At 72.6% G+C, this 24,346-nt stretch carries 25 protein-coding genes and 1 pseudogene; 15 read left to right on the forward strand and 11 right to left on the reverse strand.

Annotated features, from left to right (window positions below):
* The first annotated feature begins 6 nt into the window (after positions 1-6).
* Together ACTWPW_RS13595 and ACTWPW_RS13600 are read left to right on the forward strand one after the other, a co-directional pair.
* On the forward strand, positions 7-549 hold the full coding sequence (locus ACTWPW_RS13595; RefSeq protein WP_443168924.1) for a DUF4142 domain-containing protein: 543 nt from the start codon (positions 7-9) through the stop codon (positions 547-549).
* A gap of 124 nt (positions 550-673) precedes the next feature.
* Positions 674-1,546, forward strand: a complete 873-nt coding sequence (locus ACTWPW_RS13600; protein WP_443168925.1) for a DUF2382 domain-containing protein — start codon at positions 674-676, stop codon at positions 1,544-1,546.
* Between the two features lie 135 nt (positions 1,547-1,681).
* On the opposite strand, the gene ACTWPW_RS13605 is transcribed toward ACTWPW_RS13600, so the two are convergent.
* Positions 1,682-2,590, reverse strand: a complete 909-nt coding sequence (locus ACTWPW_RS13605; RefSeq protein ID WP_443168926.1) for a hypothetical protein — start codon at positions 2,588-2,590, stop codon at positions 1,682-1,684.
* A gap of 24 nt (positions 2,591-2,614) precedes the next feature.
* Complete coding sequence (locus ACTWPW_RS13610; protein WP_443168927.1) at positions 2,615-3,388, reverse strand: sialidase family protein; 774 nt, start codon at positions 3,386-3,388, stop codon at positions 2,615-2,617.
* Positions 3,389-3,640: 252 nt separating this feature from the next.
* Here ACTWPW_RS13610 and ACTWPW_RS13615 point away from each other — a divergent pair, with 252 nt between their 5' ends.
* The 6 genes from ACTWPW_RS13615 (at position 3,641) to ACTWPW_RS13640 (ending at position 10,500) form a co-directional block, all read left to right on the forward strand.
* Entirely contained in the window at positions 3,641-4,534 is an 894-nt protein-coding gene (locus tag ACTWPW_RS13615; RefSeq protein WP_375108551.1) for a hypothetical protein, read from the forward strand.
* Positions 4,535-4,603: 69 nt separating this feature from the next.
* The gene (locus ACTWPW_RS13620; protein ID WP_443168928.1) at positions 4,604-4,882 is read left to right on the forward strand and encodes a hypothetical protein; all 279 of its coding nucleotides are present in this window, start codon (positions 4,604-4,606) and stop codon (positions 4,880-4,882) included.
* A gap of 67 nt (positions 4,883-4,949) precedes the next feature.
* Complete coding sequence (locus ACTWPW_RS13625) at positions 4,950-6,350, forward strand: FAD-binding oxidoreductase (RefSeq protein WP_375108549.1); 1,401 nt, start codon at positions 4,950-4,952, stop codon at positions 6,348-6,350.
* Between the two features lie 164 nt (positions 6,351-6,514).
* Entirely contained in the window at positions 6,515-8,095 is a 1,581-nt protein-coding gene (locus tag ACTWPW_RS13630) for an MFS transporter (protein ID WP_443168929.1), read from the forward strand.
* A 25-nt stretch (positions 8,096-8,120) separates the two neighbouring features.
* A complete protein-coding gene (locus ACTWPW_RS13635) occupies positions 8,121-9,260 on the forward strand; it encodes an FAD-dependent monooxygenase (RefSeq protein WP_443168930.1) in 1,140 nt (379 codons plus the stop codon).
* A 208-nt stretch (positions 9,261-9,468) separates the two neighbouring features.
* Positions 9,469-10,500 carry a fatty acid desaturase family protein gene (locus ACTWPW_RS13640; RefSeq protein WP_443168931.1) on the forward strand — a complete coding sequence of 344 codons (1,032 nt, stop codon included), beginning with the start codon at positions 9,469-9,471 and terminating at the stop codon, positions 10,498-10,500.
* Here ACTWPW_RS13640 and ACTWPW_RS13645 read toward each other — a convergent pair.
* On the reverse strand, positions 10,490-10,780 hold the full coding sequence (locus ACTWPW_RS13645) for a hypothetical protein (protein WP_375108545.1): 291 nt from the start codon (positions 10,778-10,780) through the stop codon (positions 10,490-10,492). The genes ACTWPW_RS13640 and ACTWPW_RS13645 overlap by 11 nt on opposite strands.
* Positions 10,781-10,852: 72 nt before the next feature.
* On the opposite strand from ACTWPW_RS13645, the gene ACTWPW_RS13650 reads away from it, so the two are divergent.
* The 3 genes from ACTWPW_RS13650 to ACTWPW_RS13660 all read left to right on the forward strand — a co-directional run bounded on the left by ACTWPW_RS13650 (position 10,853) and on the right by ACTWPW_RS13660 (position 13,348).
* Positions 10,853-11,539, forward strand: a complete 687-nt coding sequence (locus ACTWPW_RS13650; RefSeq protein ID WP_443168932.1) for a hypothetical protein — start codon at positions 10,853-10,855, stop codon at positions 11,537-11,539.
* Positions 11,540-11,625: 86 nt separating this feature from the next.
* Complete coding sequence (locus ACTWPW_RS13655; protein ID WP_443168933.1) at positions 11,626-12,270, forward strand: copper resistance CopC family protein; 645 nt, start codon at positions 11,626-11,628, stop codon at positions 12,268-12,270.
* A complete protein-coding gene (locus tag ACTWPW_RS13660; protein WP_443168934.1) occupies positions 12,260-13,348 on the forward strand; it encodes a hypothetical protein in 1,089 nt (362 codons plus the stop codon). The genes ACTWPW_RS13655 and ACTWPW_RS13660 overlap by 11 nt, the downstream gene beginning before the upstream one ends.
* Positions 13,349-13,355: 7 nt before the next feature.
* Here the strand turns inward: ACTWPW_RS13660 and ACTWPW_RS13665 are convergent, their stop codons facing one another.
* Together ACTWPW_RS13665 and ACTWPW_RS13670 are read right to left on the reverse strand one after the other, a co-directional pair.
* Positions 13,356-14,342: an aldo/keto reductase gene (locus ACTWPW_RS13665; RefSeq protein ID WP_375108541.1), complete on the reverse strand. Its 987-nt coding sequence runs from the start codon at positions 14,340-14,342 to the stop codon at positions 13,356-13,358.
* 11 nt (positions 14,343-14,353) lie between these two features.
* Positions 14,354-14,947, reverse strand: coding sequence for an NADPH-dependent FMN reductase (locus tag ACTWPW_RS13670; RefSeq protein ID WP_375108540.1), 594 nt, complete (start codon positions 14,945-14,947; stop codon positions 14,354-14,356).
* A gap of 102 nt (positions 14,948-15,049) precedes the next feature.
* Between ACTWPW_RS13670 and ACTWPW_RS13675 the strand changes: the two genes are divergently transcribed.
* Entirely contained in the window at positions 15,050-15,907 is an 858-nt protein-coding gene (locus ACTWPW_RS13675) for a helix-turn-helix domain-containing protein (RefSeq protein WP_443168935.1), read from the forward strand.
* 19 nt (positions 15,908-15,926) lie between these two features.
* On the opposite strand, the gene ACTWPW_RS13680 is transcribed toward ACTWPW_RS13675, so the two are convergent.
* The 4 genes from ACTWPW_RS13680 to ACTWPW_RS13695 are packed head-to-tail and all read right to left on the reverse strand — an operon-like array spanning position 15,927 to position 20,148.
* Entirely contained in the window at positions 15,927-17,825 is a 1,899-nt protein-coding gene (locus ACTWPW_RS13680; RefSeq protein ID WP_443168936.1) for a hypothetical protein, read from the reverse strand.
* 24 nt (positions 17,826-17,849) lie between these two features.
* A complete protein-coding gene (locus ACTWPW_RS13685; RefSeq protein WP_375108537.1) occupies positions 17,850-18,467 on the reverse strand; it encodes a pentapeptide repeat-containing protein in 618 nt (205 codons plus the stop codon).
* Positions 18,468-18,496: 29 nt separating this feature from the next.
* Complete coding sequence (locus tag ACTWPW_RS13690) at positions 18,497-19,657, reverse strand: cation:proton antiporter (RefSeq protein WP_375108536.1); 1,161 nt, start codon at positions 19,655-19,657, stop codon at positions 18,497-18,499.
* 8 nt (positions 19,658-19,665) lie between these two features.
* Positions 19,666-20,148 carry a cation:proton antiporter regulatory subunit gene (locus ACTWPW_RS13695; protein ID WP_364126389.1) on the reverse strand — a complete coding sequence of 161 codons (483 nt, stop codon included), beginning with the start codon at positions 20,146-20,148 and terminating at the stop codon, positions 19,666-19,668.
* A 185-nt stretch (positions 20,149-20,333) separates the two neighbouring features.
* Between ACTWPW_RS13695 and ACTWPW_RS13700 the strand changes: the two genes are divergently transcribed.
* From ACTWPW_RS13700 to ACTWPW_RS13710, 3 genes are all read left to right on the forward strand, one after another.
* Positions 20,334-20,978: a response regulator transcription factor gene (locus ACTWPW_RS13700; RefSeq protein WP_375108535.1), complete on the forward strand. Its 645-nt coding sequence runs from the start codon at positions 20,334-20,336 to the stop codon at positions 20,976-20,978.
* 94 nt (positions 20,979-21,072) lie between these two features.
* A complete protein-coding gene (locus tag ACTWPW_RS13705; protein WP_375108534.1) occupies positions 21,073-21,492 on the forward strand; it encodes an ATP-binding protein in 420 nt (139 codons plus the stop codon).
* 71 nt (positions 21,493-21,563) lie between these two features.
* Positions 21,564-22,613: a PAS domain-containing sensor histidine kinase gene (locus ACTWPW_RS13710; RefSeq protein ID WP_443168937.1), complete on the forward strand. Its 1,050-nt coding sequence runs from the start codon at positions 21,564-21,566 to the stop codon at positions 22,611-22,613.
* Positions 22,614-22,713: 100 nt separating this feature from the next.
* Here ACTWPW_RS13710 and ACTWPW_RS13715 read toward each other — a convergent pair whose 3' ends face one another.
* Together ACTWPW_RS13715 and ACTWPW_RS13720 are read right to left on the reverse strand one after the other, a co-directional pair.
* Positions 22,714-23,898: an acetate/propionate family kinase gene (locus ACTWPW_RS13715; RefSeq protein WP_375108532.1), complete on the reverse strand. Its 1,185-nt coding sequence runs from the start codon at positions 23,896-23,898 to the stop codon at positions 22,714-22,716.
* Positions 23,874-24,346, reverse strand: a pseudogene (locus ACTWPW_RS13720) (phosphoketolase); the annotation flags it as partial. The pseudogene ACTWPW_RS13720 and the gene ACTWPW_RS13715, both read right to left, overlap by 25 nt.

Consider the following 24,346-nt stretch of genomic DNA (forward strand, 5'->3'; position numbering starts at 1 on the left):
AAACTCATGCGCACTCGTCTGACCCTGTCGCTGGCCGTCGCGGCCCTGGCCTCCCTTCCCGGTTGCGGCGGGGGCGCGGCGCCGAACACCGCCGCCGTGGTCGCGCGGACCGACACGCAGCCGTCCGAGCAGGACAAGACCTGGATGCGGACCATCCACCAGGGCAACATGACCGAGGTCCAGGCCGGGCGCCTGGCGGAGGGCAAGGGCACCACGAAGCCGGTCAAGGCCATCGGCAAGATGCTGGTCAAGGACCACACCAAGCTCGACACCAAGGTGACCCAGACGGCCACGCAGCTCGGCATCCAGCTGCCCACCTCCCCGAGCGCCGACCAGCGGGCCGAGCTCATCCGGCTGCAGAACGCGACCGGCCGCGACTTCGACCAGGACTTCCTGTCCGGCATGGTCAAGGCGCACACGGAGGCCCTGGCCGCCACCAGGGCGGAGATCTCCAACGGCTCCTCGCAGGCGGTGGTGGCGCTGGCCAAGGCGGCGGCGCCGTCGCTGCAGGAGCACCTGACCGCCCTGCGCAAGGCTCAGGGCGACTGAAAAGGCATAACGTCATTTGCTGAAATAGAACGAAAACTGCCGCGACCCTGTGTGGTGTTATGGCGATTTGGGGTATTTGTCCCATTTGAACCAGGACGAACACATCGGGGGGATCGTCGTGGCTATGCAAACAGAGATCCGTAATCTGCTCGACTGCCACGTGGTGGGGTCGGACGGACAGTCGATCGGCAAGGTGGGCCAGGTCTACCTCAACGATCGTACGGGCGAGCCGGAGTGGGTGACCGTACGCACGGGGTTCTTCGGGATGAAGCAGACCTTCGTGCCGCTGGCCAACGCCCGCCGCTCGGGTGAGGAGATCCGGGTCCCCTTCGACAAGGAGATGATCAAGGGGGCGCCCAACATCGACGTGGACGGTCGCCTGTCCCTGAACGAGGAGGCCGACCTCTACCGCTACTACGGCATGCAGCCGACGGACATCCCGCGCCAGCGCGGCAGCGAGACCCGTACGCGCGGGCCCGTCACCGGCGAGCGGGCCGGCCTGGCCGGTGAGACCGGCGCGGGCATCACCGGCGAAAGGCGCGGGGGCCTGGCCGGCGAGACGCGAGGGGGCATCACCGAGGACCGCGACATCGACATGACGCGGTCGGAGGAGCGGCTCCGCATCGGCAAGGAAAGCAGGGAGACCGGCCGCGTACGCCTGCACAAGTACGTCGAGACGGAAAACGTCCACGAAAAGGTACCGCTCTCGCACGAGGAGGTCGTGATCGAGCGCGAGCCGATTCGGGACGGGGAGATGTCCGGCACGTACGAGATAGGCGAAGAAGAGCGGCAGATGATCCTGCACGAGGAGCGTCCGGTCGTCGGCAAGGAGACCAAGCCGGTCGAGCGCGTCCACGTGCACAAGCAGGACGTCCAGCGCGAGGAGACCGTCGAGGGCCAGATCCGCAAGGAGCGGGTGGAGATCGACGAGGAAGGCGTGACCAGGGACGAGAACCGGACGTTCGGGCGCGGCGAGGAGCTCCCGCCGGAGCGGTGACGGCTCGCGCCGGAACGGAAAGGCGTCGCGCGGGGGTGCCGTCGGCGCGGGCCCCCGCGGACGTTCAGCGTATTCCCCGGCCGGACTAAACTCGGTAACTGACAGAAAACTTTATTGTCCGGCCGCCGCGGATATTCACGAATAGAGCTCGACCTCGTTCAGCATGCCGCACGCGCGGCCTATTTCCGGGTCGCAGTCCCTTGTGGCATCCACGACGATCTTGACGTGTCTGGCGGTGCGGCCGATGTCGTCGTAGCGCAGGGCGTGGTCGATCCTGTCTTTGATCGTGACCACCGGGTCGCCCCAGGAGCGCCCGTCCGCGGAGACGTACACGCGGGCGCCGGCCGGGTGGCCCGGGCGCAGGCTGAGGCCGATCCGGCTGATGACGTGTCGCCGGTCGAAGTGCAGCACGTAGCGGCCCGGGCCCCGGCTCACGGCGCTCGACCAGTAGCCGGTGCTGCCGTCCAGGGCCCCGCCGGGGCGGGTCCTCGGCCGCAGCCGGCTCGACCACCGCATCGTCGTGGAGATCCGCAGGTCGCCGCGCCGCCGCAGCTCGGCGAGGTCGAGCCTGGTGCCCGCGGTGGCGACGGTGAACAGCAGCCGCTTGACCGCGTACCAGCCGCCGTGCTCGAACCGCCCGTGCGCCGGGCACGCGGTCTCGTCGAGCAGCCCGTCCGGCCGCACGCCGGGCAGCTTGCAGTTGTCGAACACCTGGATGATCCGGTGCGGCCCGACGGCGGCCAGGCCGGTGTAGCCGGACGAGCCGTGCGTGTCCCACACCCCGTCGCGGTTGTGGTACGTCACCCGCGGCTCCAGCCATTCCTCCCCGAGCCCGTCGGGGGAGACGGCCAGCCAGTTGTCCGGGCGGCCCGAGCTCAGCACGAGGACGCCGCCCGGGGTCAGCAGCAGCCGCGGCGCCACCCCGCGCACCACGCAGTCCTGGCCGGCGAAGCGCAGCTCGCGCACCGGCGACCAGGTGCGCCCGCCGTCGGTCGAGCGGCTCTGGTGCAGCGTCGAGTACGGCTCGCCGTCGCGGCGCAGCACCGCCAGCAGGCTGCCGTCCAGCGTCTACTCCACGGCGGCCTCGTTGTAGGCCAACCCCGGCGGCGGCGCGGCGATCACCCCGCGGCGCTCGAAGGTGCGGCCGCCGTCGACGCTGGCGTACACCTCGGACTGGTAGGCCCCCATGCCGGTGTACCGGGCGTACGCGGTGATCAGGATCGTGCCGTCGGCGAGCTGGATCGGGGCGCCGTGCGCGGCCCCGCCGGGCAGCAGGTCGCCGGGTGTGGTCAGGGTCGCCTCCGAGCGCAGCCAGCTCTCGCCGTCCTCCAGCGCCGACGAGGTGAGCACGCCCAGCTTGGCGGTGTGCGGCCCGGTCCTGGCCAGGTAGTACTCCGTGGCGAAGAAGCGGCCGTCGAGCAGCTCGACCGGGGACTCGCGCAGCGGCGTCGCGCCCGCCGGGCCGAAGGTGAGCCCGCCGTCCTCCGAGACCGCCGCGGAGTTGGTGAGGGTGACGACCTTGTCGACGTTCGTGGTGAAGGTGCTGATCACCTTCTGCTCCGGGGCGCCGCGGGGGCCGGTCACGTCGAGGGCCGACACGTTCGGGAACCCGGCGAAGTCGAGGCGCTCGGAGTCCGTCGGCTCGCGCGCGGCGGGCGGCGGATTGGGATGAATCCAGTCTAGTGAGGAAGCAGTATCGATCAGGTAAGGCCCGCTCCGCGCGGACTGCTGGGAGTGCTCCGGTAGCACGCAGTAATTGGCTCCGGCCTGCACCGGACCGGGGTGCGCGGGCAGCCCTGCGGCCATCGACAAGGCCGCGACCACGGCTCTGGTCACCGGCACGGGTTCGCTCCTCGGCTGTCGTTCTGGATTCAGCGCACCGTACGGACTCTAGATCATCGACCCTCCGTAACGCCGCATTCACCTGCGGGAAGTCGCGGGTTCACGTCGCGGGGCGCGGCGGCCGGGCGCGAATCATGCTAGTTCCGTTAAGTGACAGTTGACAGGAATCCCCGGTCTTACGACGATCGGGACGGCACTATTAAGTGTCAATTTACGTAGGTCGAGAAGACCACGGGTCAGGAGGTGGCCCATATGAGCATCGAGCCGAGGGCGAGAGTGGCCCCAGAACGCGTGCTGCCGGGCCCGGTGCCGATGGCGCCGGAGACCGCCGCGCAGCAGCGGGTCGTCCAGCGGATCTGCGCCAGGGTCGTGCCCGGCATGGAGGTCGGCGTCGCCGAGCTGCCCCCCGGCGGCCTGCAGGTGTGGATCGACACCCCGGCGCCGCCGGCCGAGCAGGAGTCGTGGGTCCTCTACCACCGCATGGCCCGCGAGGTGGCGCTGGTGGGCTGGCACTGCGAGGCGGACGCCGACCGTCTGCTGGTGCTCGGCTGGAGCGCCGCGTGCCTGCACAACCGCGTACGCCTGCTCCAGAGCGGGCTGCGCAGGCTCACCGACTTCGGGCCGACGGCACAGCGGGCCGTGCAGCTCGACGGCCGCGACCCGGACGGCCGCCCCGCCGCGGAGCTCGTGGCGGACGTGTGCGCCTCGATCGAGCGGCGGCTGCGCTGGCCCGAGCGGCTGGCCGAGCTCCACGGGTTCGAGCGCGGCTCGGGCCTGCCGCATCTGCAACTGCTCCTCGCCCAGGTCACCGGCCTGGAGGCGAAGGTCGCGGGCGCCTGCGAAGAGCACCTCGTCATGGCACGGGTGCTGGCGCGGGCCGTCTGCGAGCACTACGCCCTGCACGCGGATCTCATCCGCGCGCAGCGTGAGGTGCTGGTGGAATCGCGCCGATGGGTGCACGCCAGCTCCATGATCCGCGGCTCGGCCACCGCACGGCCGAGCTCCACCGGCGGCAGCCGTCCCCACATGGGGCTGGCCGAGCGCCGCATCGCCGCGAGCGTCATCAACCACGGCGTGCCGCGGGCGACCCCCGCGGCCGTCACTCCCCGGGTCGGGCACGCCGACCTCGAGGAGGGCGCGCGCTGACCTCGAGCCGCTCAACGGCGAGCGGTCGCCCGGAAAACCCCATCCGAATCCGGTAGGAGAGCTCCCGTCATGCGAACCCCCCCGCACCTGCCCGCCCGCACCAGGCACGAGCGCGCCGATCACGTCCGGCGCCACCCGTACGGCCTGCACGACGTACCGGCCCAGGCCGCGCCGCGCGGCACGCTCGACTTCCCCGACGCCGCCCCGCCCGCCCCCGCCGACGTCCACACCGACGTCCACGGCGATGTCCACGGAGACGTCTTCGTCGAGCAGCGGCTGCTCGGCATCAGGGAGATGTCCAACCAGGCCATCGGCTCCATCGACGACCTGCTCCAGCACACCGCCTGACGTGTGCCCCCCAACGGCGCCCGGCCCCGGGAGCCGGAAAAGCGAATCTCACCCCTTGAGGAGAGCCATGCAGGACCTATCGCGACCGGAGCTGAGGTCGCGTGACGTCGGGGGCCACCAGCCGCGATCCGTGGCGGGCGTCGAAACGCCGCGCACCCTCGACGAGGTACGCGCGCTCGTCCGGCAGTCCATGACCGACAAGCGCCGCCTCTACCCGATCAGCACCGGCAGGAACTGGGGCATGGGCTCGGCCATGCCGGTCACCGACGACAACCTGGTCGTCGACCTCGGCGGCATGAACCGGGTGCGCAGCCTCGACCTGGAGGCCGGCTTCGCGGTCATCGAGCCGGGAGTCACCCAGCGGCAGCTCGCCGCCGTGCTGCGCGACACCCCGTGGATGCTCAACGTCACCGCCTCGTGCGCCGACACCTCCGTGGTCGGCAACGCGCTCGACCGCGGCGACGGCTGCATCCGCTCCCGCGTCCACGACGTGGCCGGGATCGAGGCCGTGCTGGCCGACGGAAGCGTGGTCACCACCGGCGGGCTCGACCCGGCGGGCCGCTACCACGGCCGGGTGGCCGGACCCGACCTGACGCAGGCGTTCGTCCAGCACAACCTGGGCATCGTCACCGCCATGGCCGTGTCGCTGGTGCCGCGCCCGCAGACCATCGGGCTCGTGCACGGCCGGATCCCGCGCGACCAGGTCGGCGTGGCGGTCGGCGCGGTCTCCGGCTTCCTGCGCCGCGGGAACCCGGCCGACGGGCTGATGCGGGTGCGCGAGCTGTCGCTGGTTCCCAGCCACGGCGACTGGGCCCTGCCCGCCGGCGTCGACCCGAGCCTGTTCACCATCATGGGGCCGCTCATGGGCAGCGACGCCACCGTGGAGCTGGCCGAGGAGCTGCTGCGCAAGGCGCTCATCGAGGTCGAGGGCGCCGAGGCGCTGCGCGTGCTGGACACGGCCGAGGTGGGCCCGGACGACCCGCTCTACGCCAGGGCGCTCATGTCGCAGGGCATCCCCACCTGCCTGGGCGTGCACAACGCGCTCGGCGTGACCTCGTGCGACCGGATCGACGAGGGCCCTATGGGCTTCCTGGCCCTGCTGCCGCTGCTGCCGATGCACGCCCGCCGGACCGAGCACCTCCTGGCCGCGCTCCAGACCGCCGTGGACGCGCACACCACCGCCCTCATGGTCGAGTGGAACCTCGTCAGCAGGCACATGGCCAACGGCGTCATCCAGATCTTCTTCGAGCGCGGCGCGCCCGACGCGGCCTACCGCGCGCACCAGCTCCGCAACGACGGCAACTGCCTGCTGCGCGGGCACGGCTGCGCCATCTACCGCTCCGACATCGACCACGCCGCCGCCGACGTCTGGTCCGAGACCAGCACCGCCGGCCTGGGCATGCTGCACCGGCTCAAGACCGCGCTCGACCCGGACGGGCTGCTCTCGCCCGGCCGGTACGGCGCCTGAACCACAGCGCCTCAACCACCGGGCCAGAACCACCGGGCCAGAACCACCGGGCCAGAACCACCGGCCTGGACCACCGGGCCAGAACCGACGTCCGGCTCCGCCGTCAGCACAGCCGGAGTGTGCCTCCGGCGGAGACCGACCGACGCTTCCATAGGAGGAACCACGTGCGTTCGTCACCAGCCGCTGTCCGGGGGACGGGCACGACCGGCGCGGACCGGCGTCACGGAGTGATGCTGCGCCTGGTCGGTGCGGGTGTCATGTTGACGGTGATGGCCGACACCACGGCCACCACCCTGGCAGTGGGAGTGCTGCGGTACACGCCCGCCGGCGCCGGCATGCCGCTGGGCGACCTGGTCTGGCTGACCAGCGCGGCCTTCATCCCCATCGCGGCGCTGCTGGCCACCGCCGGCCGCTGGGCCGACCTGTTCGGCCGCCGCCGGGTGCTGGCGGTCGGGCTCGTGGTGTTCATCGTGGGCGCGATCGCCACCGTGACCGTGGAGTCCTGGTCGTCCGTGCTGGCCGCGCGGGCCGTCCAGGGCGCGGGCGCCGCGGCGATGATCCCGGCCAGCCTCGGGCTGCTGCTCGGGGAGCTGCCGGAGTCCCAGCGGCGCGGCGCGATCGCGCTGTGGAGCTCCGCCTCCGGCCTCGGCTGCCTGCTCATGCAGGCGGGCGGCGGCTGGCTGGCCGCCACCGTCGGCTGGCGGGCGCTGTTCGTGCCCGACGTGGTCATGGGCGTCCTGCTGCTGATCGCCTGCGCCGCGCTGCCCTCGGGCCGGCGCGGGAACGCCAAGGGCGTGCCGGACGTGCTCGGCGCCTGGCTGCTGGCGGCCGGCATCGCCGTGATCGTGCTGGCCATCTCCAAGGCCATGGCCTGGGGCATGGACGTGGTGTGGCTGGCGCTGGCGGCGCTGGCCCTGCTCGGCGGCGCGCTCGCGCAGGCCAGGCACCACCGCCTGCCCGCGATCGACCTGGCCCTGTGGCGGCGTCCCCGGTTCGTCTGGGGCTGGCTGGCCACCTGGGGATTCGGCGCGCTGTCGTACGGGCTGCTGACCGTGCAACCGCTGTACCTGCTCCACCTCGGCTACCCCATGCTCGAAGTGGCCATGTGGCTGACCCCCACGTCGGTGGCCGTCGTCGTCACGAGCTTCCTGGCCGGCAAGATCGTCAAGCGGGTCGGCGCGTACGGCCTGATCTACGCCGGCTCCCTGCTCTGCGGCGGCGCGTGCGTGCTCGTGCTCATGCAGGCCGGACCCACCGTGTGGGGCCTGGTCGCCAGCGTCGTGGTCGGCGTCGGGGTCGGCGCGCTCGCGCCCGGCACCTCCGTCGCCACCACCCTGGCCGCCCGCCCCCACCAGTACGCCTCCGCCGTCGGCGCGGCCACCATGGCGCGCATGGTCGGCGGTGCCGTCGGCGTCGCCGTCGTGTCGGTCGTGATCGACCACCCGTTCATGACCGGGCCCTTCGCGGGCCTGGCCGGAGCGCTCGCGATGTGCGTGGCCATCTCGGTGCTCATCGGAGCGCTGGCCCTGACCAAGATCACGCGGCTGCGGCCGGACCCGGGCGACGTCATGGTCAAGGTCCCGCGCCGGCTGCTGCTCGAGCTGCGCATGACCCTCGCCACCGTGGCGGCCGAGGCCGACGCGCTGCTGCCAGTCGAGACCCGCACACCCCCTACGGACCACATCCCGCGGCCGCGGGCGGCCGAACCCGGCCCGTTCGCCGGGACCCGCGGGCACACGAACTAGTTCAACCTCTAGAAGGGCTCTCGTCATGGCAACCACATCGTGCGACGTAGCCATCGTCGGCGCCGGGCTCGGCGGCTGCTTCCTGGCCTTACTGCTCGGCCGCCGCGGCCGGCACGTCGTCGTCATCGAGCAGGGACCCTCGGTCCCGAGCGCGGGCGCCGACTTCCTCAAGCCTCCCGGGCTGCGGGTGCTGGCCAGGCACGGACTGGCTGACCTCGTCGGACGCCGTGGCCTCAGGCGCGACATCATCCGCTATTACCACGACGGCGACCCCATCCAGGAGTGCCACTACCCGGAGGGCGGCTTCCTCATCCGGCCCTACCGGGAGCTGGTCGAGCTGATCTACACCTCCTGCGCGATGGAGGGGGTCGACTTCTGGTTCGACGCCAGCATCGACGACATCGCGATGGGCGACGGCCGCGTGGAGGAGCTGACACTGGCCGACGGGCGGCGGCTGCGGGCCGGCGTCGTGATCGGCGCCGACGGCACCAAGTCCGCGGTGCGGCAGGCGCTCGGCATCGAGCAGCGCACGATGCCGTACGAGCGGCTGCTCATGCGGGTGGCCACCGTGCCGCTCAGCGCCAGCGTCGCCCAGCTCAACCGGCTGTACTTCAGCTCCGAGGGCTGGCTGGCCTACCTGTACCCGATCAACATGGACGAGGCCAGGGTGTTCGTCGGCCTGCCCCCGGAGGACGACAAGGAGATCTTCCAGGACGGCATCCCGGCGCTGCTGGACGAGCTGAAGAAGTTCGTCACCGAGAGCTCCGACGCCTTCAACGCCCTGCAACCCGCCACCTGGCAGCGGATCAAGGTCTCCTCGCTGCGGGTGGACGCCTACCACAAGGGCAACGCCGCCCTCCTCGGCTCGGCCGCCTTCGCCTGCCACCCGATGACCGGCATGGGCATGAGCTACACGCTGCACGACGCCGAGATCCTGGCCGACGTCATCTGCGCCGCCGCGGGCGACGCCGAGCTGCTCGACCGTCTCCTGTACGCCCGCTACGAGCCCCGCAGGCACGCCCACCGGCAGCTCATCGACTACGGTGACGCCCTGGCCGCGACCTTCCGCGACCGGGCGGCCTACCTCTCTGCCTTCCGCCCCGACCTGCACATCCACGGCCGGACCGCCGCCCCCGAGGTGATGCCGGCCCTGCAGCTCGCCTAGCCGGCGCCCCCGCCGCCCGCCATTCCCCACCAGGTGAGGTCGTCCAGTGCCACGCTGAGTGCGATGGCGGCCCGATCCCCCGGCGGCGGGGGCGTCCCTTGGTAGGGCGGGCACTACCAAGAGGACGGGTGACAGCGGGGGTCCGCGCGACCCCCATCGCCCGCGATGCTGATGAATGATCACAAACTCATCGGCATCGGAGACGAATGTGACTGTCGCAGAGACCGCCCCCCAAACCCGGCGAGGGAGCGACTTCGCGAAGCTGTCGCGGCGCATCGCCCAGGAAGGGCTGCTCGACAAGCGGCCCGGCTACTACGCGGTCCGGATCGGGCTGGTGGCCGCCCTGTTCGCGGGAACCTGGGCGGTGTTCGCCGCGGTCGGCGACTCCTGGTGGCAGATCCCGATCGCCGTGCTGATGGCGGTGGCGTTCGCGCAGGTCACACTGCTGGCCCACGACCTGGCGCACGGACAGATCTCCCGGTCGCGGCGCACCAGCAGGATCGCCGGGCTGATCGCGGGCAACCTGGCCGTCGGGCTCAGCTACGGCTGGTGGATGGACAAGCACACCCGCCACCACGCCAATCCCAACCACGAGGACCACGACCCCGACGTCTCTCCCGACGTCCTCCTCTGGTCGGAGAAGCAGGCCGAGGCCGCGCGGGGGCTGCCCCGGTTCATCGGCCGCCGGCAGGCGTACCTGTTCTTCCCCCTGCTCACGCTCGAAGGCCTGAACCTGAAGGTGTCGAGCTTCCGCGCGCTGCGCAAGGAGTCGCTCAAGAGCCGGCGGACCGAGGGGCTGCTGCTGGTGGCGCACGTGCTGGCGTACCTGGGGGCGGTGTTCCTGGTGCTGCCGCTGCCCAAGGCGCTGCTCTTCCTGGTCGTGCACCAGGCGTGCTACGGCGTCTACCTCGGCTGCACCTTCGCGCCCAACCACAAGGGCATGCCGGTGCTCACCGCCGAGGACGAGCTGGACTTCCTCCGCCGCCAGGTCCTGACCTCCCGGAACGTACGGGGCGGGCGCCTGGTCAACACCGCGCTCGGCGGCCTGAACTTCCAGATCGAGCACCACCTGTTCCCCAGCATGCCCACCGCGAACCTGCGGCGGGCGCAGCCCATCGTGCGCGACTACTGCGCCTCGCTGGGGATCGACTACGTCGAATGCGGCCTGCTGGAGTCATGGGGACAGGCGCTGCGGCACCTGCACGAGGTGGGGCGGCCGCTGCGCGAGGTCAGGAAGTGACGATCAGCTCCAGGCCGTTGAACTCCTCCCTGACCTGATGGCCCGCGTCGGCCAGCACCGTACGCAGCGCGAGCTGGACCGCGGCGCGGATGGTCCCGTACTTGACGAGTTGGTCGGCGGAGGTGCCCCACGTGACGACCACTCCGCGCGTGGGGTCGTGCCAGACTCCGAGCCCGCCGTCGGCGGACATCAGCGACGGCTCGACGGTGAAACCCGCGTCCGTTAGCTCCCGGCGGACCAGCCTCTCCAGGTCCTCGCCGGCGCTGGTGGCGACGTCCATCGGAGTCCACTGCCCGCACGCGAGCGTTCCGAACCTCCGGGATCCCGCGAACCGTGTGGAAGGATGTCGAATGTGCCCTTCACGTCGCCCACCGCGCGTCCCGCGGCGCTCACCGTAGCGCCGTCCGGGTCGTCCGCCGGGTCGCCCGCCGGGTCGTCCGCCGGGTCGTCCGCCGGGTCGTCCTCCACGGCCGGTGGGTCGGTGGCGGCGGCCGCGGTGCTGCGACTGGCGCGGGCCGTCGTGTTCGCGACGGTCTGCGGCGCGGTGTCGGCGGGCGGGCACGCGCTGGCCGGCGGGGCGGCCGTCCCGTTCGGCGTCTACCTGGCAGGGGTGCTGGCCGCCCTCGGCCTGGCCTACGCGATCGACGGCCGCGAGCGCGGCCCCGCGGCCGTGCTGGCGGCCACCGTGAGCACCCAGATGGTGCTGCACCAGCTCTTCGACCGGCTCACCCCCGCCATCGGCCCGGACCACGCGCACGCCCACCCGTCCTCGGGCATGGTGCTGGTCCACCTCACGGTGGCGGCCCTGACGGCGTGGTGGCTGCACCGCGGCGAGCGCGCGCTGTGGCTCATGATCCGCCTGTACGGCGCACCGCGCCCGGTCATCCGGCTGCTCGTCACCGCCCCCGCCGGACAGGACGCCGGGCCCGAGCAGCGGAGGCCGCTGCCGGTGCCGCCCGGCGCCGCCGCGTGCGCGGGCCGGACCGTCCCCGGAACGATCAGCAGGCGAGGGCCGCCCGCGGCGGCGGCGCGTCACTGACGCTGCCTGCCCCTTTCGCCCTTGCCTGTGTCCGGACACCGGCGCCACGGGCCCGGTCGTCCGGAAGATCATTCTGGAGACCCATCATGGCATTCACGCCGCGGCACTTCCGCAGGGTGGCACTCGCCTGCGCCCTTTTCCTGGCTTCTTTCGTGACTTTTCTCGCCTCACCCGCCTTCGCCCACGACACGCTCAAACGCAGCTCTCCCGCGAGGAACGCCCAGATGTCCTCGGTCGAGGAGATCGAGCTCGAATACACCGCGAGCGTCAAGTTCCCGTTCGTCGTGCTGCACGACGCGGCCGGCAAGGAGGTCGCCCTGGGCAAGCCGCGGCTCGACGGGCCCAAGGTCCTCGCCGACCTCCCGCAGCCGCTCGCACCCGGCTCGTACGTGCTCGCGTGGCGTGTCGTTTCGTCCGATGGGCATCCCATTGAGGGCGAAATCCCTTTCAGCGTGAAAGGATCATCTTCGTCATCGGCTTCGCCCTCGGCCACCGATGAGGGGTCCGCGGCGGGCGCACCGTCCGCCGCGGCGAGTCCCGCCACGGGTCCGGCGACGGATCCAGCGGCGGTCGCCGGCCCCTCGGAAGCGGCCGGCGAGGGGCCCGCGGCATCGGGCGGCGTCCCTGGCTGGATCTGGGGCGGGCTGGCGGTGCTAGTCGTGCTGGGTGCGTTCGTCCTGTTCAGGACCTCGCGCCGCGGCCCTGATCGGGAGGAAGTGGATGCGGGTTGAGCAGGCCAGACAGGTCGCGCGGCAGTGGGTGCTCGAAGAGGGTGCCGGGCTGCCCGGGTTCGGCGGGGCGTTCCTGACCGGGTCGGCGTTGTGGGCCGACGCGGGTGCCGAGCTGGCCCCCACCTCGGACGTGGACGTCATGGTGGTCGCGGACCCGGCCGCTCGCATCGGTCATATAGGGAAATTTCGCTACAAAGAGGTATTGCTGGAGGTCTCCTCCATCACCGGGCTCGGCTCCACGCACGAGGTGCTCAGCGACTACCACCTGGCCGGCAGCTTCCACCTGCCGTGCGTGCTGGCCGACCCGTCGGGGCGGCTGACCGAGCTCCAGCGCGTGGTGGCCCGCGACTTCGCCGAGCGGCCCTGGATCCTGGCGCGGTGCACCAACGCCATGGACCGGGTCCGGGGCTGGATCAACGGCATGGACGAGTCCGCGCCGCTGGTGGACCAGGTCAACTCGTGGTTGTTCGGCACCGGGGTGACCGCGCACGTCCTGCTGGTGGCCGGGCTGCGGAACCCCACGATCCGCCGCCGGTACGCGGCCGTCCGCGAGCTGCTCGCCGAGCACGGGCGGCTGGAGTTCCACGAGAGCCTGCTCGAGCTGCTCGGCTGCGCCGATCTCGACGCCGCGCGGGTGCGGTGGCACCTGGCGGCGCTGGAGCGGGCGTTCGACGCCGCCGCCTCGGTGCGGGCGCCCTCGTACCGGTTCGACTCCGACATCAGCCCCGTGGCGCGGCCGGCCGCCATCGACGGGACCCGCGAGCTCATCGAGCGGGGGCTGCACCGGGAGGCCGTCTTCTGGGTGGTGGCCACGTACGCGCGGTGCGTGGCCAAGCGGGCCGCGGCCGGCGACCACCTGGCCGACCGCGCGGCCGACCACCTGGCCGATCACCTGGACGATCATGCGGACCACCACGTGGATGGCCATGTGGACGACTACGCGGCCGACTGCACGGACGGTCTCCGCGAGCTGCTGGCGGATCTGGGGGCGGAGACGTTCACCGACCGGCGGCGCCGCGGGGACCGGGTCCTGGCGGCGCTGCCGGGTCTGTGGCAGACGGCCATGGGGCTGTGCTGAACCGGGGTCAGCGGCCGTCGAGGCGGGGCAGGGCGTCGCCGTAGATGTCCGGGCTGCGGTCCACCTGGCCGATGAAGTCGCCGGGGAAGCCCAGCTCGAACTCCACCGCCGACTCCAGCCGCCGCAGCGCCTCCTCGGGGAGCGTCACGTCCGAGGCCCCCAGGTTGTCCTTGAGCTGCTCGGCGCTGCTCGTCCCGAGGATCGGGTGCACGCCGCGCCGCAGCGCCCAGGCGATCGCGACCTGCGAGGGCGTGGCGCCCAGCTCGCCGGCCACCTCGATCACGGCCCGCTCCGCGGCCCGCTCACGCTCGCCGAGCGAATCGGGTGACACGCGCGAGGCGGCCGCGTCCGGCGCGGCGTACCGGCCGGACAGCACGCCGCGGGCCAGCACCCCCCACGCCGCCACGCTCATCCCGTACGCCTGGGCCATCGGCAGCAGCTCCCGCTCGATGTCCCGCTGCAGCAGGCTGTACGGCACCTGCAGCCCCGCGAACGGCGTCCACCCGCGCCACTCGGCCAGCGTGTTGGCCCGGCTGACCACCCACGCCGGCGCGTCGGAGATGCCCACGTAGAGCACCTTCCCCGAGCGCACCACGTCGTCCAGCGCCCGCATCGTCTCCTCGACCGGCGTGTTGCGGTCCCAGACGTGCACCCAGAACAGGTCGACGTAGTCGGTGCGCAGCCGCCGCAGGCTCTGCTCCAGCGACAGCACGAGGTTCTTGCGGTGGTTGCCGGCCGCGTTCAGGTCGGTGCGGTCGCGGGTGCCGGTGTATTTCGTGGCCAGGACGAACCGGTCGCGGCGGCCCTGGAGGACCTCACCGACGACGCTCTCGCTCTCGCCGTACATGGAGGCGGTGTCCACGACGTTGCCCCCGGCCTCGGCGTACAGGTCGAAGATGCGCCGCACCTCCGGCGACGCCTCGCCGTAGGTCATCGCGCCGAGGAACAGCTCGGAGACCCTCAGCCCGGTACGGCCCAGCAGACGGTAACGCATCACGACACCCCTCAAGCCTGGTAGGGAGTGGCGAGCCGGGCCTCCCGCAGGGCCCTGCCCCACCAGCCGAGCTGGTCCAGCAGCGCCTTGGCCGCCCCCTCCGGCCCCTCATGATCCACCAGGCGGCCGTCGGCGTCGAACCGGGTCCAGTGCTGGTCGAAGCTGATCCAGTTGCGGATCGTCACCGCGTGCATCTCGGCGAACACCTGCCGCAGGTGCTCCGCCGCGCGCAGCCCGCCGCCGAAGCCGCCGTACGAGATGAGCGCGACCGGCTTGGCCTGCCACTGCGTGGAGTGCCAGTCGATGGCGTGCTTGAGCGAGGCGGGGAAGCTGTGGTTGTACTCGGGGGTCACGACCGCGAACGCGTCCGCCTCCGCCAGCCGCCCGGCCAGGCGCCGCAGGTCCGCGGGCCGCCCGTGCACGTCGGCCAGCTCCTCCGCCGTGGCCGGGAGCACCGCGGGCAACGGCGTGTCCGCCAGGTCGATGATGTCCGGGTCGAACAGCCCGTGCGTGGCCGCCTGCTCCGCGAACCACCGGGTGACCGTGGGGCCGAAGCGGCCCGCGCGGACGCTGCCCGTGATGACCGCCAATCTCATGTTCGTCATGGGCACCAACCTGCCCCGCCGCCGGGCGCGGAGGAAGGCCGCGCTCAGACTGGCCCCCGGAGGGCCACGATAAGGCGGGGACGCCGGTTCTACACTCGGCACGTGAGCGACAACGAGCTGGGCGCCTTCCTGCGCGCCCGCCGCGAGGCGATCAAGCCCGCCGACGTCGGCCTGCCCGACGGCGCCCGGCGGCGCACGCCCGGGCTGCGCAGGTCCGAGCTGGCCACGGTGGCCGGGGTGAGCGTCGAATACCTGACCAGGCTGGAGCAGGGCCGCGACCGCAACCCGTCCGTCCAGGTGCTCGTGACGCTCGCCGACGCCCTGCGCATGACCCCGGAGGAGCGCATCCACCTGCGCCACCTGGCCAAGGTGAGCAGCGGCGGCATCGCCCTGTGCCCGGCCGCCGGGCAGGCGCCCGACCGCACCGTGCGCCCCACCGTGCGGGCGCTGCTCGACCGGCTGGAGCCGGCGCCCGCCGTGCTGCTCAACCGGCTGGGCGAGGTGCTCGACCGCACCGCGGGGTTCGACCGGCTCTTCGGCCCCGTCGGCCTGCTGGAGGGCGAGGCGCCCAACCTGATCAGGTACACGTTCGCGGACGTGCGGGCCAGGATCGCCTACCCCGAGTGGGACCGGGTGGCCGACGAGCAGGCCGCCGCGCTGAAGTACGAGGCCGGCACCGACGACCCGTACGCGGCGGAGCTGATCGCCGACCTGTCGTTCGCGGCGGGCGAGGCCTTCACCGGGCGCCTGGCCGGGCCGTCCCAGCCGGCGCGGATGGCCCCCGTGCAGCGCATGGCGCACCCGGAGGCCGGCGAGCTGCGGCTGGCCAGGGAGGCGCTCGACCTGACCGGCGGCGAGCAGCGGATCGTCGTCTACCTGCCCGCCGACCCCGCCACCGCGGCCGCGCTCGACCGCCTGACCGGCCGCCGCCCCGGCGCCCTGCGGGCGGTGAACGCCTGACCGTGCCGCCCGGGGCGGCTCAGGCGCGGCGCAGGGAGCGGGTCAGGCCGGCGGCGATCGTCGTGGCCAGCACCCAGCCCGCCACGATCAGCCCGTACGCCAGCCACTGCGTCCCGCCGCCCGGGTTGAACGCCTTCTCCTGCCCGAAGTCGATGATCGGCAGCAGCAGGTCCAAGGTGTAGACCAGCGAGCTGAACTCCGGCGCCTCCCCGCGCTTCAGCGGCGGCGGCTCGGCCAGCGCGAACACGACCGTGCCCAGGACCAGCAGCGCCGCCAGCCAGCCGGCCGCGCGCAGCGGGCGGAAGCCGTAGCCGACGGTGACGTCCTGGAGGTGGCCCCAGAGCGCGGCGTACCAGGGGAGGGTGGCGCGGCGCTGCCGCTGGCCGGCCAGCAGCGTGTCGCGGGCGTCGGCGTCGCTGCCCAGCCGCCGGTACATCGCGGCGAGCTGCTCGTAGGCGTGCGGCAGGTAGCCGTCGGGGTCGCGGCGCAGCCAGTCCAGCCGCTCGGCGGCCGGCAGCATGGGCTCCAGCACCTCGTACGACAGCCCGTCCATGCGCAGCGCGTCCGGCCACACGCCTGGGCTGTCGCGCAGCAACCCGATGCGCGCGTGCCGCAGCTCGACCGTGCCCCGGATCGGCTCGGCGGTGCGCAGGGCCAGCTCCCGCGCCTCCATCCGCCCGCATTTGAGCGCCGCGCCGCCGGGCGCCTCCAGCGTGGCGTCGTGGAGGCACAGGCGGCTGCCGATCCGGGCGCCGGTCAGCCGGATGCGGCCCTGGGCGGAGAAGCCGTCGCAGAGGTTGAGCACCTTGCCGACCGTGATGCCGTTGGCCGACAGCGCCGCGCCGCCGGGGTTGACCAGCCGGGCGCCCTCGAAGTGGGCGGGGCCGGTGACGGAGGCGTCCAGCAGGCTGATCTCGCCCTCGGCCGACAGCCCCTCGCGGGCCAGCAGCGCGCCGTTGACCACGATGTTGCCGCCGGCCAGCACCAGGCCGCCCGGGTTGCGCAGGCGCGCGCCGTCGAGGCTGAGCGTGCGGCCGATGGCGGCGCCCTCCAGCCAGATGATGCCCTCGGTCTCGACCAGCGACATGAACAGGCCGCTCTCGGCGTTCAGGCCGCCGCCGCGCACCGCGAGGCCGCCGGGGTTGCGCAGCCGCGAGCCGCGCAGCGTGAGCGGCCCGGCCACGCGGGCGAACCGCAGGCTGACCTCGCCCTCGGCCTCCACGTCCCGCGCGAACAGCCCCGCCTGGACGACCATGTTGCCGCCCCCGAACGCCACCCCGCGCGGGGCCCGCAGGCGGGCTCCGTCGATGTTGACGGCCGCGCCCACCCGGGCCGCGGTGAGGATGATCTCGCCGTCACAGGTGAACCCGTCCTGGGCGCGCAGGTTGCTGCCCACGTCGAGGTGCTCGCCGTTGATGGCGATGCCGCCCGGGTTGTCCAGGCGGGCGCGGTTCAGCGTGAGGTTGCCGTTGATCCGGGCGCTGGGCAGGCGCAGCTCGCCGGTGACGTGGCAGTCCGTCAGCCGCAGGTTGCCCTCGACCTGGATGTTCGAGGCGATCAGGCCCGGCAGCCGGGAGCCGGCGAAGCTGAGGAAGCGGGTGCGGGCCTGGTACAAGTCGGGCCGCTCGTCGAAGGCGCAGCCCTCGAACGTGATCGGGAAGTCGATCTCGCCGAACGCCAGGTGGAGCAGGCCGGTGATCCGCGCCCCGGCCAGGCGCAGGCCCGGCTTGTCCCCCGGGTCGGCGTATTCGCCGAGCAGCAGCTCCGCCAGCACCTCCGCGCGGATGGTGCGGCCGGGATCCCAGGCGGCGGCGTCGGCGGGGGAGTCGTGGACGGGGTCGCCCGAGCGCAGGTCGACCTCCTGGCCCCGGGGGAGCGCCGCGGACACGGCCTGCTCGGCCGGCGTGAGTTCTCGCACACGGACATCCTGGCGTGGGACGGGCTATTCGCGTACGTCGAACCCGAGCGCCGCCGCCACGACCGTCGCCTGGAACGGGTCGATCACCGCGTCCTTCAGCGAGACCTCGTGCGGGTCGAACGTGCTCAGATCGCTGCCCCGCAGGTCGCACTTCGTGAGGTCGGCCCCGCGCAGCCACGCCCCCGACAGGTCGGCGCGGCGCACCTCCGCCCCCTCCAGCCGCGCCCCGGTCAGGTCGGCCTCGCGCAGCCGGGTGCCGTGGAAGGCGCTGCCGCGCAGGTCGGCGCCGGGCAGCCCGACGTAGGACCAGTCGCCGCCCTCCACCTTCAGCAGCCCGTAGGTGCAGCCGTCGAACATGCTGCCCGTCAGCTTGCAGCCCCTGAACGTGGCGTCGAAGAACGAGCAGCGCGAGAACGTGCAGTTGAGGAAGCGGGCGTCCTCGTGCACCGACACGTTGAACCGCACGTTCCTGAACTGGCACTCCTCGAACGAGGAGCCGCGATCGACCAGCTCGGTCATGTCCACGTCCTGGAACAGCACCCGCTGGTAGCTCTCGCCGGAGAGCTCGAGGCTGTCCCAGTCGGCGGACCTGATCGTCTTCTCCGTCGGGGGCGGCGGGACACCGTGCTTGCGCTCTGCCATGCGAACAAACTAGCGGACGCGGCTCCCGGCTAGGCCCGTTTGGCGATGGCGGTGATGAGCGGCTGCACCAGCTTGGCCGCCAGGGGGCCGAAGGCGGCCAGGATGAGCACGTACGCCGCCGCCAGGGCGCCCAGGTCGGGATGCACGCCCGCGCCCACCGCCAGCCCGGCGATGACGATGTTGAACTCGCCGCGCGGGATGAGCGCGATGCCCGCCCGCGCCTGGCCGGCCTTGGCGATGCCGGCCCGCCGGGCCGCGTACACGCCGGTCAGGAGCTTGGTGATCATGCTGACCAGGGCCAGCAGGGTGGCCAGCCCGGCCACCGGCAGGATCTTCGCGGGGTCGGTCTGGAAGCCGAAGAAGACGAAGAACACCGCCGCGAACAGGTCCCGCAGCGGCGCCAGCAGCGCCTGCGCGTCCTCGGCCAGCTCGCCCGACAGCGCGATGCCGACCAGGAACGCGCCGACCGCCGCCGACACGTTCAGCTGCTGGGCCAGCCCCGCCACCAGCAGGGCCAGCCCGACGACCTTCAGCAGCAGCACCTCGGAGTTCGGGCTGGACACGAACGCCTCGATGAAACGCCCGAACCGCAGCGCCACGACCAGCACCACGGTCACGGTCAGCAGCGCGATGCCCACCGCGATCGCCCCGCTCAGCAGGCTCAGCCCCGCCAGCATGGTGGTCAGGACCGGCAGGTAGATCGCCATCGTCAGGTCCTCGAACACCAGCAGCGACAGCACCGTCGGCGTCTCCCGGTTGCCGATCCACCCCAGGTCGGACAGCACCTTGGCGGTGATCCCCGAGGAGGTGGCGTAGGTGACGCCCGCCATGGCCACGGCCGCCACCGGGCCCCAGCCCAGCAGTAACGCGCAGATGGCGCCGGGCGCGGCGTTGAGCACCAGGTCCACGACACCCGCGCGGGCGTTGCCCTTCAGGCTCGTGACCAGCTCGTCGGCGTTGTACTCCAGGCCGAGCGTGAGCAGCAGCAGGATGACGCCCAGCTCGGCGCCGGTCGAGATGAACTCCGTGCTCGTGGCCAGCGGCAGCACGCCACCGGTCCCGAACGCCAGGCCGGCGATCAGGTAGAGCGGGATGGGGGAGATGCCGACCCGCAACGCCAGCGCGCCCAGCAGTCCCAGGCCAAGGAGGACAGCACCGAACTCGAGAAAAAGGACAGCGGTATGGTGCACCCGCGGCCCTACCCGCTCACCAGGATGCCGGCCACCTCTGCGGTGCTGTCCTCGCTGCCCACGACGACCACGACGTCCTCGGCGCCGAAGACGAACTCGGGCCCGGGGCTGGCGAACACCTGCCCGGCGCGCACGACGGCGACGATGGAGGCGCTCGTACGGGTCCGCACGCGGGCGTCCCCCATGGGGCGGCCGGCGTACGGGGAGCCGGCCGGGATGGGGATCTGCACGCTGACCAGGCCCTCGACCTGCTGGTGCAGCTGGTTGAGCCGCTGGACGATGCGGGGGGCGCCCAGCAGTTCGGCCAGGGCGTCGGCCTCCTCGTCGTTGAGCTTGACCGTCTGGCAGACCGCGTCGGGGTCGTCCTTGTCGTAGATCACCAGGTCCCGGCGGCCGGTGCGGTGGGAAATGACGCCCACGCGCTGTCCCTTGCGGGTGGTGAAATCGTGCCGCAGGCCGATTCCCGGCAGTGCTGTTTGTTCGACCTCCACGTATCCCCACCCGTCCAGATCGGCATATTTCCGGACAACCCTACCAATGGTGCGCCCGGTGGCGGCCGTGGTCGCCTGCGGGCTGTCGCCGCGCGTGCGAGACTGCTCATAGCCGCGAGCCCGCCCGCACGACCGACGGCCCGCGACGCCGAAACGAGCTGCAACACCACAAGGGACAACGCACGATGCCGACCGCCCCCTCGATCCGGCTGGTTCTCGTGGAAGATCACGCCATGGTCGCGGAGGCCATCGGCCTGGCGCTCGGCCGCGCTCCCGACATCGACGTGGTGGCCCAGGCCGGCACCATCGCCGGCGCCCTGGCCGACACCGGCAGGTGCCAGCCCGACGTCGTCGTGCTCGACCGCCGCCTGCCCGACGGCGACGGCATCACGGCCATCGGCCGGCTGGCCGCCGTCGCGCCCAGGACCCGGGTGCTGGTGCTGACCGGCGAGGCGACGGCGTCCGTGGCGGCCAGGGTCGTGGCCGCCGGCGGCGCCGGACTGGTGGTGAAGTCCTCGCGCCTGGGCGAGCTGGAGTCGGCGGTGCGGGAGGTGGCGGCCGGCGGGGTGGTGTTCGCGCCGGGGCTGCTGCCGGGCGTGCTCGACCGGCTGACCGGCCGGGCGGGCCACGTGGGCTCGGCGCTGACCGCCCGCGAGCGCGAGACGCTGCTGCTCCTGGCCGAGGGCGCCAGCACGTACGAGATCAGCGACCGCCTCGGCGTGGCCCACAACACGGCCCGCAACCACGTCCAGCACGTGCTGGAGAAGCTGGGCGCCCGCTCCAAGCTGGAGGCGGTGGCCTTCGCCCGCCGGGACGGCCTCCTGGATTGACGCAAACGCACCAGGTCACTTCCCACATCTGTATCAGCCCGCCTGGCGCGATTGCGTCTCGTGACCGGCCGCCGCACTCCGTGAGAGTAGAGGCGTGGTAAGTAAGGAGGTCGAGCCGTACCAGGTGGACACCCGTTTGCCCCAGGAGATGGGCAGCATCACAGAGGCCCGGCGCCTGGCCCGCGTGGCCCTGCGCGAATGTGGCTACCTGGGGCGCCACGAGGACGTCCTGTTAGTGGTGTCGGAGCTGGTGACGAACGCGCTCGTGCACGGGGACGGCCCGCCCGAGCTGCGCCTGCGGGCCGACGCGTCGTGGGTGCGGGTCGAGGTCGGCGACAGCGGCGCACAGCTGCCCGAGGCGCGCGAGCCGGGGCCGGCGAGCGGCTGGGGGCTGCACGTCGTCCGGCTGCTGTCCACCGGCTGGGGCGTCTCGCCAGGTGAGGGTGGCAAAGTGGTGTGGTGCGAGCTGGCTGCCCGGCTCGCTCCCCTTCAGGCGGGTCCGGCCGAGGCCTGAATCCGGTTTGGCTCTCTGTGCTGGTCATGAAAGGCTGCGGTATGCCTGAGCATGGCCAGTCCCAGGAGGATATGAGGCTGCTCGTCCAGAGCATCCTTGACTACGCCATCTTCATGCTCGACCCGCGCGGCGTGATCGTCAGCTGGAACGTGGGTGCGCAGCGCATCAAGGGCTACTCCGCCGAGGAGATCATCGGCACCCACTTCTCCGTCTTCTACCCGCCCGAGGACGTCGCGGCGGGCAGGCCCGCCAAGGGCCTGGCGGAGGCCGCCGCCGACGGCCGGTGGGAGGAGGAGGGGTGGCGGGTGCGCAAGGACGGCACCCGGTTCTGGGCCAGCGTGGTCATCACCGCCCTGTACGACGACGGCGGCGGCCTGCGCGGATTCGGCAAGGTGACCCGCGACCTGACCGAGCGGCGCAGCATGTCCAGGGCGCTGGACGAGCGCGGCCTGCTGCTGGCCCGCCTGGTCCAGGCCCAGGAGCGGGAGCGCCGCCGCATCGCCTCGGGCGTGCACGACGACACCATCCAGTCCATGGTCGCGGTGGGGATGCGGCTGCGGACGTGGGCGGAGAAGCTGCCGGAGGAGCACGCCGCCGAGGTGCGCACGCTCGACGAGACCGTGGAGGCCGCCGTGAACCGCCTGCGCGACCTCGCCTTCAGCCTGCGCCCGCCCGCCGAGGGCCTGGTGGAGAGCCTGGCCGCCTACCTGGACCAGGTGAAGGCCGGCACGGGCCTGACCCATGAGCTGCGGGCCGACCTGGACGGCGAGCCGCCGGCCGAGACCGTGGTCACCGTCTACCGCATCTGCCAGGAAGCCCTGACGAACGTGCGCAAGCACGCCGGCGCGAGCCGGGTCACGGTGGAGCTGTCCTCGCTCGACCTGGGCGTGCACGTCACCGTCCAGGACGACGGCGCCGGCCTTGAGCCGTCCCCGCTCCCGTCCCCGTCCCCGTCCCCGGACGCGGAGGCGAGGCACTTCGGGCTGATCGAGATGCGCGAGCGCGCGGAGGCGGCGGGCGGCTGGTGGCACATCCGCGGCACGCCGGGCGGGGGCACGACGGTGGAGTTCTGGGTGCCGGCCGTCCCGCTCGCCCGCCGCGACGACGGCGAAGACCCCTGAGCCGCTCCCCGCCGTCGCAGGCGGGAGAAGGCCGCAGTCAGGGAACGGTTGCCATCAGGGGACGGTCGCGGTCGGGGAGCGGTCGGGGCGGTGCCGCCTGTTACGAGCCGTCGCCGGTCAGCGCGTACGCCTGCCGGGCGATCTCCCATTCCTCGTCCGTCGGGATGACCAGCGCCGCCACCTCCGACCCCGGCGGCGACACCGCCCGCTCCAGCGACGAGGCTGCCTCGTTGAGCGCCGGGTCCACCGCGATGCCCAGCCGCTCCAGCCCGGCCAGGGACTCGGCCCGGGTGGCGGCGTCGTGCTCGCCCACCCCGCCGGTGAACACGATCGCGTCCACCCGGCCGAGCAGCGCGTAGTAGGCGCCGACGTATTTGCGGATGCGCCGCGTGTAGACGTCGAGGGCCAGCCTGGCGCCGGCGTCGCCACTGGCGCGCACCTCCCGCATGTCGCCGGTCCCCGTGAGCGCGAGCAGCCCGCCCTGGTGGCTGAGCAGGTGTTCCACCCGCTGGGCGTCGAGCCCCTCCACCCGGGCGAGGTAGCCGCCGATCGCGGGGTCCACGTCGCCCGAGCGGGTGCCCATGACCAGCCCCTCCAATGGGGTCAGGCCCATGGAGGTGTCGACGCTGCGGCCGCCGGAGACGGCGGTCGCGCTGGCGCCGTTGCCCAGGTGCAGCACGATCAGGTTGAGCTCGGCCAGGTCGCGGCCGAGCACGGCGGCGGCGCGGCGGGAGACGTAGGCGCACGAGGTGCCGTGGAAGCCGAAGCGCCGCACGCCGAGCCGCTCGCGCCAGTCGCGGGGCACCGCGTACGTGTACGCCTCCGGCGGCAGCGTGCGGTGGAACGCCGTGTCGAACACCGCCACCTGCGGCACCTCGGGGAACGCCTTGCGCGCGAGCCGGATGCCGGCCAGGTTGACCGGGTTGTGCAGCGGCGCGAGCGGGGCCAGCTCCTCGATGGCGGCGATCACGTCGTCGTCGACCAGCACGGGCTCGGTGAACCGGGCACCGCCGTGCACGACGCGGTGCCCGACCGCGACGGGGTCGAGCTCCGGCCCCGCCGTCCCGAACGCCTCCATGACCGCGGCCAGCCCCTCGTCGTGCCCCGCGAAGCGGGCCTGCCTCTCGTAGGGCGGCCCGTCGCCCACACGGTGCGACAGGCGTCCCAGCTCCTCGCCGATGCGCTCCACCAGCCCGCGGGCGGGCCGTTCACCGGTCCGCATGTCGACGAGCTCGTACTTGATGGACGAGGAGCCGGTGTTCAGGACGAGAATGCGGCCGGCCATGTCCACGATCTTATCTCCGCGGGGTCCTCCCCATGATCCCGCGTGTACGCCCGCGCCCGCAGCCGCTCGTCGGTCATGTGCTGGCGCAGGTGGGCCTGCGTGGCGCCGAGGCCGGGCACCCGGTCGATCACGTCGAGCACCAGGTGGTAGCGGTCGATGTCGTTCAGCATGCACATGTCGAACGGCGTCGTCGTGGTGCCCTCCTCCTTGTAGCCGCGCACGTGGATGTTGTCGTGGCCGTGCCGGCGGTAGGTGAGCTGGTGGATGAGCGACGGGTAGCCGTGGAAGTTGAAGATGACCGGCTTGTCGGTGGTGAACAGGGTGTCGAACTCGGCGTCCTCCATGCCGTGGGGGTGCTCCGAGGGCGGTTGCAGGCGCATGAGGTCCACGACGTTGACGACGCGTACCTTGAGCTCGGGCAGGTGCTCGCGCAGCAGCGCGGCGGCGG

Origin of the sequence: Nonomuraea sp. KM90 (genome assembly GCF_052246675.1) — a bacterium.
Lineage (GTDB): Bacteria > Actinomycetota > Actinomycetes > Streptosporangiales > Streptosporangiaceae > Nonomuraea.

Bases quoted from the DNA above. Each gene is read 5' to 3' on its own strand.
- ACTWPW_RS13645 (WP_375108545.1), bottom strand. From the start codon at position 10,780: ATGGACGTCGCCACCAGCGCCGGCGAGGACCTGGAGAGGCTGGTCCGC.
- ACTWPW_RS13665 (WP_375108541.1), bottom strand. From the start codon at position 14,342: ATGCGTTACCGTCTGCTGGGCCGTACCGGGCTGAGGGTCTCCGAGCTG.
- ACTWPW_RS13600 (WP_443168925.1), top strand. From the start codon at position 674: ATGCAAACAGAGATCCGTAATCTGCTCGACTGCCACGTGGTGGGGTCG.
- ACTWPW_RS13595 (WP_443168924.1), top strand. From the start codon at position 7: ATGCGCACTCGTCTGACCCTGTCGCTGGCCGTCGCGGCCCTGGCCTCC.
- ACTWPW_RS13700 (WP_375108535.1), top strand. From the start codon at position 20,334: ATGCCGACCGCCCCCTCGATCCGGCTGGTTCTCGTGGAAGATCACGCC.
- ACTWPW_RS13615 (WP_375108551.1), top strand. From the start codon at position 3,641: ATGAGCATCGAGCCGAGGGCGAGAGTGGCCCCAGAACGCGTGCTGCCG.
- ACTWPW_RS13660 (WP_443168934.1), top strand. From the start codon at position 12,260: ATGCGGGTTGAGCAGGCCAGACAGGTCGCGCGGCAGTGGGTGCTCGAA.
- ACTWPW_RS13685 (WP_375108537.1), bottom strand. From the start codon at position 18,467: ATGGCAGAGCGCAAGCACGGTGTCCCGCCGCCCCCGACGGAGAAGACG.
- ACTWPW_RS13625 (WP_375108549.1), top strand. From the start codon at position 4,950: ATGCAGGACCTATCGCGACCGGAGCTGAGGTCGCGTGACGTCGGGGGC.
- ACTWPW_RS13710 (WP_443168937.1), top strand. From the start codon at position 21,564: ATGAGGCTGCTCGTCCAGAGCATCCTTGACTACGCCATCTTCATGCTC.
- ACTWPW_RS13655 (WP_443168933.1), top strand. From the start codon at position 11,626: ATGGCATTCACGCCGCGGCACTTCCGCAGGGTGGCACTCGCCTGCGCC.
- ACTWPW_RS13620 (WP_443168928.1), top strand. From the start codon at position 4,604: ATGCGAACCCCCCCGCACCTGCCCGCCCGCACCAGGCACGAGCGCGCC.
- ACTWPW_RS13635 (WP_443168930.1), top strand. From the start codon at position 8,121: ATGGCAACCACATCGTGCGACGTAGCCATCGTCGGCGCCGGGCTCGGC.
- ACTWPW_RS13715 (WP_375108532.1), bottom strand. From the start codon at position 23,898: ATGGCCGGCCGCATTCTCGTCCTGAACACCGGCTCCTCGTCCATCAAG.
- ACTWPW_RS13670 (WP_375108540.1), bottom strand. From the start codon at position 14,947: ATGACGAACATGAGATTGGCGGTCATCACGGGCAGCGTCCGCGCGGGC.